This window comes from Pedobacter sp. KBW01 (assembly GCF_003852395.1).
Classification (GTDB): Bacteria; Bacteroidota; Bacteroidia; order Sphingobacteriales; family Sphingobacteriaceae; genus Pedobacter.
Window position 1 is genome coordinate 1 of record NZ_QAJQ01000037.1, and the last position, 14,638, is coordinate 14,638.

At 36.3% G+C, this 14,638-nt stretch carries 14 protein-coding genes; 3 read left to right on the top strand and 11 right to left on the bottom strand.

Translation table 11 applies throughout. From position 1 onward, the window contains the following. Positions 1 to 315: 315 nt before the first annotated feature. From DBR40_RS25065 to DBR40_RS27090, 9 genes are all read right to left on the bottom strand, one after another. Positions 316 to 810, bottom strand: a complete 495-nt coding sequence (locus tag DBR40_RS25065; protein ID WP_124562473.1) for a hypothetical protein — start codon at positions 808 to 810, stop codon at positions 316 to 318. A gap of 37 nt (positions 811 to 847) precedes the next feature. After that, positions 848 to 2,452, bottom strand: coding sequence for a hypothetical protein (locus DBR40_RS25070; protein ID WP_148090186.1), 1,605 nt, complete (start codon positions 2,450 to 2,452; stop codon positions 848 to 850). Between the two features lie 512 nt (positions 2,453 to 2,964). Then, positions 2,965 to 3,132: a hypothetical protein gene (locus DBR40_RS26795; RefSeq protein ID WP_158674134.1), complete on the bottom strand. Its 168-nt coding sequence runs from the start codon at positions 3,130 to 3,132 to the stop codon at positions 2,965 to 2,967. Continuing rightward, positions 3,129 to 3,440: a hypothetical protein gene (locus tag DBR40_RS25075; RefSeq protein ID WP_124562475.1), complete on the bottom strand. Its 312-nt coding sequence runs from the start codon at positions 3,438 to 3,440 to the stop codon at positions 3,129 to 3,131. Before DBR40_RS25075 ends, DBR40_RS26795 begins: the two co-directional genes overlap by 4 nt. Before the next feature lie 491 nt (positions 3,441 to 3,931). Next, positions 3,932 to 6,586 (bottom strand): TonB-dependent receptor, encoded by a 2,655-nt coding sequence (locus tag DBR40_RS25080; protein ID WP_124562476.1) that lies wholly within the window; start codon positions 6,584 to 6,586, stop codon positions 3,932 to 3,934. Between the two features lie 172 nt (positions 6,587 to 6,758). Continuing rightward, positions 6,759 to 7,511, bottom strand: coding sequence for a GLPGLI family protein (locus DBR40_RS25085; protein WP_158674135.1), 753 nt, complete (start codon positions 7,509 to 7,511; stop codon positions 6,759 to 6,761). A gap of 56 nt (positions 7,512 to 7,567) precedes the next feature. Then, positions 7,568 to 7,831, bottom strand: coding sequence for a hypothetical protein (locus DBR40_RS25090; protein WP_124562478.1), 264 nt, complete (start codon positions 7,829 to 7,831; stop codon positions 7,568 to 7,570). A 112-nt stretch (positions 7,832 to 7,943) separates the two neighbouring features. Beyond that, on the bottom strand, positions 7,944 to 8,336 hold the full coding sequence (locus tag DBR40_RS27085) for a recombinase family protein (protein ID WP_233603985.1): 393 nt from the start codon (positions 8,334 to 8,336) through the stop codon (positions 7,944 to 7,946). Continuing rightward, a complete protein-coding gene (locus tag DBR40_RS27090; RefSeq protein WP_233603986.1) occupies positions 8,266 to 8,583 on the bottom strand; it encodes a recombinase family protein in 318 nt (105 codons plus the stop codon). The genes DBR40_RS27085 and DBR40_RS27090 overlap by 71 nt, the downstream gene beginning before the upstream one ends. Positions 8,584 to 9,109: 526 nt before the next feature. On the opposite strand from DBR40_RS27090, the gene DBR40_RS25105 reads away from it, so the two are divergent. Beyond that, positions 9,110 to 10,339 carry a hypothetical protein gene (locus tag DBR40_RS25105; RefSeq protein ID WP_124562480.1) on the top strand — a complete coding sequence of 410 codons (1,230 nt, stop codon included), beginning with the start codon at positions 9,110 to 9,112 and terminating at the stop codon, positions 10,337 to 10,339. On the opposite strand, the gene DBR40_RS25110 is transcribed toward DBR40_RS25105, so the two are convergent. Continuing rightward, the gene (locus DBR40_RS25110; protein ID WP_199748426.1) at positions 10,317 to 11,096 is read right to left on the bottom strand and encodes a hypothetical protein; all 780 of its coding nucleotides are present in this window, start codon (positions 11,094 to 11,096) and stop codon (positions 10,317 to 10,319) included. The genes DBR40_RS25105 and DBR40_RS25110 overlap by 23 nt on opposite strands. Here DBR40_RS25110 and DBR40_RS27335 point away from each other — a divergent pair. Both DBR40_RS27335 and DBR40_RS25120 read left to right on the top strand, forming a co-directional pair. Then, positions 11,089 to 11,493 carry a GtrA family protein gene (locus DBR40_RS27335; RefSeq protein ID WP_410522646.1) on the top strand — a complete coding sequence of 135 codons (405 nt, stop codon included), beginning with the start codon at positions 11,089 to 11,091 and terminating at the stop codon, positions 11,491 to 11,493. The genes DBR40_RS25110 and DBR40_RS27335 overlap by 8 nt on opposite strands. A 119-nt stretch (positions 11,494 to 11,612) precedes the next feature. Continuing rightward, positions 11,613 to 14,012 (top strand): carboxypeptidase-like regulatory domain-containing protein, encoded by a 2,400-nt coding sequence (locus DBR40_RS25120; protein ID WP_124562483.1) that lies wholly within the window; start codon positions 11,613 to 11,615, stop codon positions 14,010 to 14,012. A 196-nt stretch (positions 14,013 to 14,208) separates the two neighbouring features. Here the strand turns inward: DBR40_RS25120 and DBR40_RS25125 are convergent, their stop codons facing one another. Continuing rightward, complete coding sequence (locus tag DBR40_RS25125; protein ID WP_124562484.1) at positions 14,209 to 14,613, bottom strand: hypothetical protein; 405 nt, start codon at positions 14,611 to 14,613, stop codon at positions 14,209 to 14,211. Positions 14,614 to 14,638 lie beyond the last annotated feature (25 nt).

The following is a 14,638-nucleotide window of genomic DNA, read 5'->3' on the forward strand; positions in this document are numbered from 1 at the left end:
GCTATTTCAGGACAAGACATACTATTACCGAAATCCCCAGGATCAGCAGCTAAAGAGAGTGAATTTGCCTCTTAAAGTTTTAAAGCGTGATTAGAATCAGCGGTCCTGACAGCGCACCTTCTAGGGATTATAGGTATTAATAGCCCATGAAACCTTATACGATTATAGAGCTGCTCCCGCCCGATCTTTATATTTCCCTCGCCGTAGCACCGCTGATATTATCTTATGCTATAATAAAAAAGCGAAACAGGTTTATGAACCCGTTTCGCTTTTTTATTATCCTATGAAGTGGCATTCCTGCCTGAGGACAAATTTTTAATTAATAACAAATGGTATCTCATTACTGTTAAACCACCCTTTAATACAATCCGAGCCATATTGGTTATGGTATGAAATTTTTATCTTGTATTTACCTGGAGCCAATGATATACCCTGTTTTTTTAATGTTGCACTTATATTTAAGACTTTTGTATATGAGCTACTTTGTGAAATCTCAATATATTTAAACTTGTTTGCTTTGCCAAAATCCATTTTGCCGGCTCCTGAGGGACTTATAATATTTCCATCTTCTTTTGTAATGGTTATTGAGAAGAAAATTCCTTCAGGATCGAAAAGGTCAAGAAGTTTTACGGTTTCATTTCTCAAATTATTAAAGTGGACCTTTATTAATAATCCATCGCTTTTTACAGCGTTTTTATTTTCACTATCTATTGTTAGGCTAATTTGCGAAGTTTTATTTGTTAAACTATTCTGGGCAAATGAAGAAAAGCTTAAAACGGTAAAAGCCAATAATACTATCATCTTTTTCATAATACGAAGTTAAGGTTAAATTTATTTATAATTAATATTAAGGTACATAACATGGGCTACTTCCTGTGCTTGGGGAGTCTGTGCCACTTGGAACTATCCATCCATTTATTGAAGCTAAATGTTGGACATGGAGTATCGCCCCATTTAAAACTAATTGCCCGGCAGCCATAACCTGGGAACTTGGTCCATCCGAAAGGCTAAACCAATAACTACGTGCCTGGTTCTTAAAATTATCTATCTTCGTGGCTGCTCCAAGGGCTAATAATGCTGTTAAGGCACTTGAAGCATTTGAATAAGAGCTCAAGGGAACTGTCAAATTTTCCAAATCGGTTTCTACAGCTGGCCAATACTTTTCTGAAGAACATTTCCATTCACTATAGTGATAATTTTCATGAGCCATAATTGCTGCATTGGTAAACCAAAGGCCCCTGGTGCCATTTGTATAATGCGCTTTCATTTCAGTGACCGCCGCATAGGCCTCGGCTTGATTTACGGGAGGGTTAGCAAATGGATCTCTCATTGATCCGTTTCCTATGGTAATATTTACACCGCCGGTGATACTCTTAACCCTTAATCTCCAAACGGCGTTTGCATTATCGGCACATGCCTCATACTCTACGACAAACGGAGTTTCTACGGTTGTGGATGTTGCAGTGGAACTATTAGTACTACTGTTTGCGGCATTCCAAGTGATGGTAACATTTGTGTTGGGACCACATTCGGTATAGCAATTCGAAATTCCTGTTGTACCGCCAATGCAACCGCAATCACTCACATAAGCAGTTCCTCCCTTAACTCCTGCACAATCTACATTCCCCGTGCCTCCACCAATCGGTTCCTCTGGATATTCAGGATCGGCGGTAATTTCTGATGGATGGAATGAGAATGGATATGGAACAACCTGATAAACACCGGGTGAGCTTGCAATGATCATAAATATTTCCGGATAAAACGCCCCATTAACTACATTCTCTGCAAAATCACAAAGGCACGTTGTTGGTTCAAACATCGTCCCAAGCGGGCATTCATATATGATTGCCGCTAAATAGCTTTGTCCATACATTCCCTGAACAAGTTCCATGAACCCGCTTTCGGTTATCATTGTTTTATCAAATGCTGGCATAGCGCCCTTGCCCAATTGCATCTGTTTGGATTTTGAACTTAAAACCTTTGCGGCAATACTACTCCCTAGCTTGGTCAATTCCGCTCCATTTAAGTTAAAGCGTAAGGGGTAATATTTTCCCTTTAAATTCATGAACTGCATGATGCTAACCTCACGTCCTCCATTGTCCTTTTTAATAAAAAGTTCGTAAACGGTTTTGGTTTCAGGAATCGTAATTTGTTTTCCGTCTTTTGGCTTAAACTTGCTTAGATCAAAAAGCATAGGCACGCGCACGTTACCAGCGCTATCGATAGTAGCATTGTTCCAATTTATCTCGAAACCCATTTTTTTAATATAGCCATTAGGTCCCTGCAGTGATATCAGGGAATCCACATGGCTCTTGGCATTTAAAATGGTTTGACTGATTGCTAAGGGTGTGTTTTTTTCGAGTTCAAAGCCTCGCTTACAGGAGTTGACAAGTGATGCGATGCCAAGCAATAATACCAGACATAAAAGCCCCTTCATGTTTGTTTTTTTCATGGATTTAATTTGTTTCATTATTGTAAATGAATGCTTCGCATGATGCATCTGCATATAGGGCTAAAACCTACTCTTTGGAAAAATTCCAAATGATTTTTTAAAAAACCTTTTCGCTTATTTTTAGATAATAAGCGGTTTAAGCCTTGCAGAGAAAGATTGAGCATTACGTTAATTTATAAATCCAATATATAAATATTTATTAAGTAATTTTTAAAAAAAATAGTTTAATATTCTTTTAAGGAATTATTATTACTCCTAAAACAGTCATTAAGATCCATTTTAAGAAGTCTTATGCTATAGTAGAAAACATACGGTCTTATCAGTCTATAATTTTACAAATCCTCCTTAATAAATAAGGAGGATTTTATTTACGTTTTTTAAAAAGTTCGATCAAAAAATGAATGTTCGATAAATGATGTCATTTAGATTTTGAGCTAAGTAGTTTGACCATCTTTTAAAAACAATGTCCTCTACCGCAGCACAAGAAATATAATCAATTATAAAACAGATATTTACATAAATTTCAAATCTATTTCTAGCATCAATTTATTTTTCTCTTTAACATTAGTTAACGAAATTATTTTTCTAATATCCTCAATCAAAGTGTGTGTCAGCGGCACATGGTGGAGCACCTCACGAGATAAGCCAGTTTTAGCACTGCTTATCTCGTTTTTTTTCATAAATCACTATTTATCAGATATATTAGCTCAGCTCCTTTATTCAGTCTAGGTGTTCGATAATGCCCGTTTTCATACTCGAGCTTTTCTGGGAACAAAATTCCGATGATTTCTCGCTTAACCTCGATTCCAGCCTCCAGATAAAGATGTTCGAGATTTTCCAAGGTGTTCACTAGATTTTCGGCAAGGTTTGCAAATTCTCCTTTCTTTATCGGTTTCGCCGTTTCCTGACGTTCTAAGCGCTCTACCTTGTGTTCGAGTTCAATCTTGTGTGCTCGATATTCCTCTGAGGTAATGGTCCCTTCTATCAAAAGATCTTTGATCCTAAGGAGTTTCTTTTCTGCATATTCCCTCTCGGTTTTCAGCTGACGTTTATGGTCCCCGATGGCCGTGATAGTAGCTTGGTCACCCTAAATATATAAAGAGGCAAATAAAAAACATGAAGAGGGAGATCTACCTGAAAAACAAAGAATTAGGGCAAAAAAAAGAACAAAGATCTTCGAAAAAATCTTTGTCCCACTCGGGTCAGTGCCAGTGCGTAATTCGAACCACTTTGTTAATGAATTAATCGAATTAGACGGTTTTTCAAAAATTTTTGAAAAACCAACATCATAACCTAACCTGTGAACTTTATCGATAAAATGTCACTATTCTTTAGTGGTATTTTGCCGTTTAATTTAAGGACTAATAATGTAAGGCCTAATTTTTATATACTTGTTTACTTCGGTATACTGTCACCAATATTGGCAGATATGGATAATGGAAGATTAGTATTTAATATTGAACTTGATATGTAAAGCTATTACAAAATAAACTTAACAGAAAAGAACAAAGTACGTGGCCGAAGTTGATAGTTTTCTAAGCTTGAAGCATAAACATCCAGATACTGCAACGTATAATCTTTATTGTTAAAAGCATTGATCAGTTGGAGGTTAAATGATGTCCTGGAGTTATTTAAGTAGGTAAGTTTAACATCACTCATAAAATATTTCGATTTACCTATGTTACCATTAAAGAACTGATACTCTTGAAAGGTTTCGCAAATAAACTTAGGACTAGGTTTGAAGGCCAGGTTGAGCTTACCGCTTCCATAATAATTTCTGTATTTGCCTGCTGATTGCCCCGCAAAAGTTTTTACATCTACAATCGTAGAAGTGAATAAGAAATTGAAGTTAAAAAACTCAACAGGCTTGCCATCAAAACTCATATTTGCAGTTATACTATTGTTCAGGCCATTTAATAAACTACCGTTCTGGAAAACTGGCTGTTTCAATAAACTGATAACCAAAGATGGTTTTAAAGTGGTTTTTAAGCCGAAAATATATTTACTGGCATCTAATTTCAGGGAATATCTATGGATACTATTAGGCAACATTATTCGCTTCAAGTTGATCACCCCACCCGGACTGATATCATTCTGGGTTATCGAATTAGATTTTGTACCCGAATAATCAAATGATATGGATGCAAAGAAAATCTTTAATGTGTTTTGGTAGCGATAGTATAGCCCGGCATACCTACTTTGGTTAATCACTATAAAAAAATCATTATTTGATAGGGTTCGATAATTTTTTAACACGGAGCCCTGTAATATATCCATCGGTTGTGATGTATTCAGTGAAGAATTATAGTTCAATCCTAATGTATTCTTCCCCTTGAAGGCATAGGTTAGGTTCAGGTTTACCAGCGGCTTGAATATTGAAGTATCGATCCTGTTCCCACGCAGTTTATCTGTTGACCTGATAGTTTCATAAGTTAATGGGAGAGTAGCCTCGAACCTGAATTTATCTGCCATATAAGTGATCCCTGGTGTAATAATTTTCTGTGATTTAACAAAAGAAAGATTGTTTACATACTCAGTATTTATATCTATTGTGTTTAACTTGCTTTCAAATATAGATCTGGCTATATTGTAACCTAAAGTCAGGCTAGGCTTTAGGTTTTTTGTTCCATAGGTTATAGAACCTCTGTTTGTCAGATAATAGCTTTGTTTTTTAATCCGCTGCTGAAGGTTTTCGGATGGGATGGAATTACCTGTGATAAACAAGTTATCACTGATAAAATCGTCTTCTGGATTGTTGGTATATCCGGACTTATTTCTTAAATTGACTATCAATCCCCTACCCAAAAGCTTTATAATGCTTATGGTATTATTTAAATTATTATTACGCTGTTTTGCTAGCTGGAGTAAAGATCCCCTGTCTGTATATAACTTTCCTTCAGCTTTATTGATGTCAAAATCAGTAACCAACTTATTTTGAACATAAACCTGTTCGGAATTCTTTTCGAATTCAAAATTTGTCCTTATGGTATTGAGGCTATTTTGCAAATCCTGGGATTCAAACTGTTTTACAAAACCATTGGGTGAAAAATAGTTATTTTCAAAAGAATATGCTCTTTTATTTTTTTCAGGGACGTACCCAATATTGATACGTAAAACCTGCTTTTCAGCTAAATTTATTAATGTGTTGATGTTAGCAATGCCACTATAATTTGTAAACCATCTTGAAAGGCCAATTTCCGGGGTCACAAGATTTTGGGTGGCATATATCGGTGTAGAAAAAGGGGTATTATTCCTATCCAGATATGCATTTAATGAATGATCTATGAGCTCTTCGCTGTAAACAAGAGCGGTGCTGTTAAATCCTATTCTATTAATGGTCTTAAACTTTTGTTTAAGCAACATGGTATTCGCATTGGCCAAAAAATTATTTTTTGTTCCTACTCCGATCTCTGCCTCGCCGACCAGTCTAAACTTCGCTGTTGTTTTAAGTTTAAGGTTTAAAGCAGGACTTATTGATGGGGCAACATTACGTAAAACTGCTATAGGCTGGTGCCTCTCAAGTATCTGTACCTTCTCAACCATGTCAGCAGGAATTGTATTCTCTGCAAGGTTGTACCTGCCCCCTAATATATCATCACCATCTATGTAGAATTTATTGATGGCCATTCCATTGTAACTGATTTGGCCTTTCGCGTCTATGTCTATGCCGGGTATGTTTTTCAAAACATCTCCAATAACGCGGTTTTGTGCTTTTTTGAAAAAGTCTACGTCATAACTGATCGTATCCCCTTTAGATGAAACCGGCGGAGCCTTGACGTTTACCTCTTTTAAATCTATTGCTTTCACTTTAAGGGTGAAATCTTCCCTTGTTGTTATTTTGAAAATCTTCCGGGTGATACTTTCGAAGTTGAATGCGTAAACGTTTAGGATAAATGGCATTCTATTTTCTATAACTTTTAACTTATAGACTCCTTTACTATCCGTGAATGAATATCCTATGGTATTCCCCAAAGAATCCATTGCCACTACGTTTGCATTTTGAATCACGCCACCCTTTTCAGAGGCTACTTCCCCGGAGATAATTTGTCCCCTTACATTACCCATTGAAATAAACAAGCACATAAAGGCTATACAAAATTTAATGGCAGTATTGACAAAAACCTTTTCTTTCATCGACTTTTCCCATTTTTAGGTTTTGTGATGGGGATTTAATACAATATAGATTTAGAAATCTGGACAATATGAGAAGTGAACGCCTATAGTCTGGGATTTTTTGATTGACGATACTGCCTGTTATCATAAAATGATAAAGATTTGGATCAGGTTACAATCTTTGTTTATTGAATTACTGAACTTTTAGCCCGCTCACAGTTCCTTTTATGTTCATTTGGTTTATAATAAGCTGGGGGTCCTTACGATAAGCTTCCATTGCCCTATCAAAATCGGCTTTTGTTGTTTTTTGGACATCCTTGTCAAACCATACGATCTTGTTGGTTTCATTAGGCTTAGAAACTTTTACGGCTTCCCAGCCCAACGTCTTATCTTCACTTTCAAATTTTAATATCAGTCCTGGAAGTCCTCCGGCATTTGACGGGCCGGTAGGGAAAGGTATGTCTGCGGTAAACCAGGCTAAAAAGTATTTCTGTGAGCGTTCTGAAAACATCTTTGCTTTTGTACAATTGTACCCGGCAATTAGTTGTTTTTCTTTAAGTATTTCCCATTTCAAAGTAGTTTTGTCTTGCTCCCAGTAATAGGGTTTGACAAGCACAGAACCAACAAGGTCCTTTTTTTGCGGATCATAATTTCTTAGGTACTGTTGAATATTCGGCATATTGGACTTGAACTTTAGCTCGGTACCGCCATTATTCTGTTCAATTTTAGACTGTCCGGACTTAGCCTTCGGCTCGGCCCGGTAGAGAGATGAAGTGCTTCCGATCAAAAGTTGTGTGTTTACCTGTGTTTTTGCTGCTGAATGTTGATCAGAAGACGGCAAAGTAAAAATGTAATCCACAACGATTTTGGTTTGGTCATGAACCTGCTGACAAAAACCCAGTATAGGCAAAATAAAAATAAAGGTGGTATATAGTGTTTTTTTCATAATGTTAGATACTCGCATCCGGATTAATATTTGGTTATTTATAAATCGTTTTAAGCCTAAACAAAATATGTTGTAGGGCAGGTATTGTTTTCAATAACAGAATTGATCAGGGCAATTTCATTATCAATCTGCTGCTCTGACATTCCATCTTTAGGTGTATAATCATATCTTGCGACCGTACCACACCAGGATACGGAAGTAACATGGATAACTTGTGCAACAAATCCAGTATTTATGCCTACATTGTTAGCTGTGTTAGTATTTGCATTTGCAATAGCAGATATAGAAATTAGGGAAATAAATAATAATAATTTTTTCATAATTAATTGTTTTACAGACGCGAGTAATCAAAGGAAATGAAAAATAAGAATATAACAAAACCAAACTAATACATTTTTTTATCCAGACGCATATATAATATGATCAAATATGTTATCGTGACGAGTCTTTATAGATATACATAAGTCGATTTACCTCGAATTTTGTTTTTTTTATCCAGTTGGAAAGTGTGGGTTCGGTAACGTTATACCTGACTGCTATAAATTTTTGGGTCGCCCCATTAGCCAATAGTGCTTCTATCTCAGGCTGGAAAATATCCAGTTTACTTTTACCCGAACCTCTCGGCCTGCCCAGTTTTATACCAGACTTTTTAACCGCCTCAAGTGCCTCCTTTGTTCGTTTACTAATCAGGTCCCGTTCAATTTCGGCTGCCATCGAAAAGACCATGGCCATAATCTTGTTCAGTATCGAATCATCAAGCTGCCACCCACCTTTCACTGTGTAAATCTTGATACCTTTTTCCACTGCAATAGAAATAATTTCCATACATTCGAGCATACTGCGGCCAAGCCTGGGAAAATTCGCTGAGCAGTATCGTGTCGTCTTTTTTAAGATCTTCGAAAATAGAACCAATGTTACGTAACCTCCAGGGTATTTTACCCGAAACTTTTTCTTCAATAAATTCAATCTTACCTAGATCCTTATCATTCGCTAAATGTAAGATATCGGCTTTATTCTTTTCTAGGTTTTGGTCAATGGTAGATACACGCAGATAAGCAATTGTTCTTCTCATTTTAATGAATTAGGTAAAAACCTAAAATTATAATTTTATTTTAATATTTATGAGTGTTTAAGACTTGATATTTATCTAATAAATAGTATATGAACGTTTAAATTATAATTCGTAACTTTCTTATACCGTATTTTATCTATAGATTTTTAAGATATGGAAAAGCTATCTTCACTTGATAAATACCGGCTGATCTATCCGGTACTGGAAAAAGAGGTTTCTGCTAAAGTCATTTCTCAAATAGGGAATATTCCTGTTCGGACATTGCGGAACTGGATCCAATGTTTTAAACTAAATGGCTTACCAGGATTGGATCGTTTGAAAAGAAAAGGAATAGTCCTGGTAAACCACCAGCTCTATCAGTTTTTCCTTAAGTTCCTCAGGATAATCAAATCTTGCAATTGCTTCTTCTTTCATTGAGCGAAAACAGGTGGATACTATTGCTAAATCCCCACTTAGCTAGCAAAAATCTTTCTGCCTTCATTTATTTATGATATTTTAGCGGTATGGCTTCAGCAAAACAATATCAATGAAAAAAGGACTTTTTGCCGTTGCGATACACCTTCTGCTTGTAAGCCTGACATTGGTGTTGGTGTTTATACTCAAACTGGATACATTTGAAAATTTTCCGTCCGGCCTCTTAAATTGGGATGCCTACTGGTACCAGTCAATAGCTGAGAAAGGATACGTTTATTTAGCAAATAGAACCTGTAATTTAGCTTTTTTTCCACTTTTTCCTGCCTTTTGGAAATTGTTCGGCGTAGGGTTGGTAGGGATTAGTATAATTAACTTATTTGTCTTTATAGGTGCTTTTGTAGCCTTGGTTAGATTTCTTAACTTATCAAAGCATCAAATTTTTTTGTTGCTAAGTACTGGCTCTTTCATTTTTTTTGCATTACCCTATTCAGAGGCATTGTTCTTTCTATCAGGATTTTTATTGATTTATGGTTACGATGGGGAAAACTCTTTAGTTAAAAACAGCGGTTTTTTTATCATTTCCCTTACGCGTGCGGTGACTACAATTTTTATCCCTTTGATCATCTTTACTGAACTGATGACAAACCATGGCACAGTTAAGAATAAACTGATGGCAATATTGAAGAGTGTATTTGCTGCGCTTTGTGGTATGGTGTTATCAGCATATTTACAGTACATACAAACAGGAAAGTTTTTGTACTTTTTGGGTGTGCAAAAATATTGGAAAAGGAATTTCATCTGGCCTCGTCTCCCTTTCACCACTTATATAGCAGATGAAATCATTTTTTTGGATGCTATTGCTTTGGTAATTGGGTTAATTGCCATATATATTGCCACCAAGTATTTTATTGTCAAAATTATAGTACCAAAAGAAAAAATAGATTTACCTAAATCGTTGGTTTTTAGTTTAGGCTATATCAGTATAGTTACTCTAATTGATGTCTTCTTTACTTTTTATGATATGAAAAGTGGAACAAACATTTGGAGTATCAACAGACATGTTTTATGCACCCCATTTTATATTGTTTTGATGAATTACCTATTTAGAATCAACTACAATAAATCTGATTTAACCGCATTTTTTTTGGCAATCTGTTTGGTGTTTTTTTTTACGGATCTCACCAATTATTTTGCAATGAGCTGTTTTTACCTCTTATTTTTCTTTCAACTCACCTTTTTAAAATTGGAAAAACACAAGACTTTTATGCCATTGTATCTCCTAACCATTTGCCTACAGGTTTTTTTGTATGTTCAGTTTATTAATGGCGGTTGGGTGGGATAAATACACGATTTTGATCTGGTGAAAATTTATCTAAATACCTAATTGTTAGCGTAGGCGAATCTTCAAAAGGAACCAATATTTTTGAAATTTTAAGAGTACTATCTATCTGAAAAAAATAAGGAAGCCCTTTACCTTCCAAAGGAATATTAAAACTTTGATAGATGCTTTGTAAATAGTAAATTTTTATTTCTTTAGATAACTTCAAAATTGTTTTTTTATGAGGTGCCCTGTCCAGTATTAGTAAAATATTCTTTTTGTTTTTCAATGGGTTTAACAACGAAAAAAAGTGGCTTAGTCGATATTTGTCACCTAAGCCAGCTCTTAATACAACACAATTTCCCTTAGAGGAGATTAGCTTAGCAAATGAAATTTGTTGGTTATTGCTATCATTTAGCAAAATGTTACGATCTAACACTTTACCATCTGATGTGACAATAAGGTTTTTGTAAATATTCAAAAAATTGGCTTCTTCATCAGCAGTAGTTGTATTTTTAAACGGCAAACTACCTGGGCCATAATCCCTGTTTTTGTTTTCCTTGAATAAAATGTATATTGCATATAGAGAAACGCAAACAAAAAAAATGCCGATTAAATTGATGTAATTGGACTTAATTTTATCCTGATGTGGTTTAACAAAGTTGAACATATTTCGATTTTTTAAAGATGGGTTGCTTCTGGCTAATGTAGTTAATATGGATAAAATCATTTCAAAAACACTAGATATTTTTTTTCCTCTATTTAAAAAAGTAATGACCAAAGAGGTTTACCGATTTTTGGCAGTAGGCGGAGTCTGCTTTTTTTTAAATTTCTGTATTTTTCACAGTTCGTACTTCTTTTTGTATAAAGACAACTTTCACCCTGTTAAGCCTCATACGCTTGCCCTGCTTTCCTCGCTTTCGATTACCATTTTTGTTGGTTATTTTTTAAATAGAAGTTATGTTTTCGTCACAAAGGAGGCGAATGAACAACGACAGTTTTTCCGTTATTTCTTGACTACGATATTAAATGTATTGATTTCTATTTACCTGCTCGATTTCTTAATCATGGCTAAAATAAATGTCACCATCGCATTTATTTTGAATGTTGTTATCGTACAAACCATAAATTTTTTCGTTCAAAAGAACTTTTCTTTTAAAACAGCAAAAATTTCCTAAATAATTGTTAACCTCTATCGGTAAACATACTACTGCCCGTTATGAACAAACCTATCCTTAAGAAGGTAATTTTCTTTTTGCTGTTTTTTAATGCATTTTATTCACACGCCCAAAAAGCAATGAATGCTGATAGTCTGTTAAAAAACCTAGACCGTTATGTAGCTGCCCACCCCCAAGAAAAAGTGCATCTTCATTTCGATAAGCCATTTTATGCCAGTGGCGATGACATCTGGTTCAAAGCCTATGTCCTAGATGCTACCACGTTGCAGCCTAGCGCTAACAGCGGCACTTTATATGTGGAACTGTTCGATGCACAGCACATCATCCTACAAAAAAGAACCCTACCAATGGTCAACGGTATCTCTTGGGGCGATTTTAAACTGACAGATAGTTTGGCCACGGGCCAATACTGCATAAGGGCGTACACTCAACTGATGCGGAACATGGGCGCAGACTTCTTCTTCGAAAAAACATTCGCGATTGCCAGCCGGATAAAGACTCAGAAAACCGAAGTGGTCAAACAACCGCCAACAGCCAAGGATGTTTTGACATTGGCAAACGAAAAAGCAGCGACAGATGTACAATTTGTGCCAGAGGGTGGAAACCTAGTAGCCGGCCTGCCAAGCAAGATTGGCTATAAAGCCATAGGCCCCAATGGCTTGGGTGTAGAAGTGAGCGGTGTAATATTGGATAGGGACAACAACGAAGTAACTACCTTGGGCAAGAGCTATCTAGGTATGGGGAGTTTCCTGTTCACGCCCGAAGCGAATATGGATTACCGTGCCCAACTTAAATTGCCCAATGGTGCGGTAAAATTATATCCCATGCCCAAAGTACTACCAAGTGGTTATGGGGTGATGATCAACAATGTCGATACAGCAAATCTAAAAATAAAGGTACTGATCAGTGCCGATTTGTTGGGCAAGGGCGATTTGTTTCTGTTAGGCCAACAGAACGGTAACGTAGCTTTCAGCCTCCCAATTGCCAGCGATAGCCAACTGAAAGTGTTGAACATTGCCAAAGACAAATTGCCAGCGGGAGTAATGCAGTTTACGCTATTTGCAGATCAGCAACCTGTTTGCGAACGTATAACTTTTATACACCCAAATCAAAAAGAAAAACTGACCCTGATGGTAAACGGGCTGAAGGAAAGTTACAAAACTAGAGAAGCGACCACATTAAACTTGGGTGTAACCAATAATGGGCAGCCAGTGCAGGGTTCTTTTTCCGTTTCGGTAACCAATACCAATGTTATAAAACCCGATACTGTAACCGGAGACAATATACTGACAACCATGTTGTTGTCGGCAGATTTACGTGGACATATAGAAAAAGCCAACCATTATTTGGAAAATGATGATGCAGAAACAAGAGTAAAGTTGGATAACCTACTACTTATCCAAGGCTGGAGGAAAATAAATTGGAAAAAATTGGATAGTTTAAGCGAGCCAAAGTTTCCTGCAGAAAAGGCAATCAGGATTAGCGGCACGGTGACCAAAAAGAATCAGCCTTTGGCCAAAGTGAAGGTGATTTTGTTAAGGACAGGTCAACTGGACATAGACGAGACCGAAACTGACGGTCAGGGTCATTTTGCTTTTAATAAGATGTTTGTGGACACGGCAAAGTTTGTGGTGCGGGCTAAAGTAGCAAGCGGACAGTCTTTCGTAGCAGTGAAGTTGGATAATATAGCTCCGCAATTGTTTACCGAAAAAGCACAAACTACCGATACCCTTTTCGAAAGTAGTTTGAGGGCAGGTATGCATACATACCTGAACCAAACCGAAAATTTTTACCAACAACAATTGAAATCGACACAGAAAAAAGACGGCATCATGCTTAAAGAAGTAAACATAACTCAAAGACGGGCCTTTTACTTTCCAAATGGTCAACCTGTGAATACTGGCAATATAGTACAAACAATATTACCAAAGGACTTAAAAGGCTACGAAGACATTACTGACTATCTGGGGAATCATGTCAGTGGTGGGGCATATTTAAAAAATAGTGAACGTGGCGTTCTCAGGGCTTATTTTATGTTGGGAACAAATGGAGGAACACCACCATTCATTGAAGTTGAATTGGGTACGGTAGTTAATGACACTTATATGGATGAAAATTTTGACCTCTCAAGATTACCTGTCAATCAAATAGAGAGAATAGATAATTATATAAGTAGAGCTCCACTTACTGCATATATGGTAATTTACATGAAAGATAAAACCATTACTTATGAAAACTACAGAAAAGATACGCCACCAGGAATGTTGACTATTACTAAATTGGGCTATTCGGTTAACCGAGAATTTTATTCTCCCAAGTATGAGGTAAAAAACAACAAACAAGAACCAGATTTGCGTACCACCCTATATTGGAATCCAAATTTGAGCCCAGATAAAAATGGTAATATCAAAATAGATTATTTAAATGCAAATCAAGTAGGCAAACATCAAATTTTATTAGAAGGAATGGACAGTACCGGAAAGCTGTTTCATCAAGTAATACTTTATGGCTTGAAATAATTATTTGATTATCGCCAAGACGTTCTACTATTCTGATGAAAGCAATAATGGAGTATTGGAGTAACTTGTAAGAGAAAACTTTGATTTTATGGAGCTGAATAAAATAGACGGTTTAAAAACCATATGTATAAGTTAATCCTGCAATTTGGTCGCCTCCCTAATTCCGCCTTGCAGGATTGAAATTTTGTAGCTATTATTAATAAAGGGTATCTGTGTCAGTATCTGTATCCGTATCTGGTAACGGTTTACTTGTATCCACACCTTCAGGGCAGTTGACACTGCTTACATACTGTTGTTGGCAAGTCCCACTCCCTCCCTTATAAACACATTGATTTAGTGAAACGACTGCATTAGATGAGTGCTCTTGATAAAAAGCATTCCCATGTTCATCAAACTCAACGGTGTACCATACACAGGTTCCGCAGTTCTGAACTGTGGAACTCGCAAGTTGTGTTCCATACTGTGTTTGTACTGAAACTACACACTCTGAATTGAGAGAGGTATTCGTTTGTGCCGATACCTTTTTAGGCATCAGTACTATGTTCATTACGAACGCCAAGGCAATAGCAATGAAACCAATTAAACGGATTTTTTTAATCATAATAATTATTTTAAGATTTATGAAA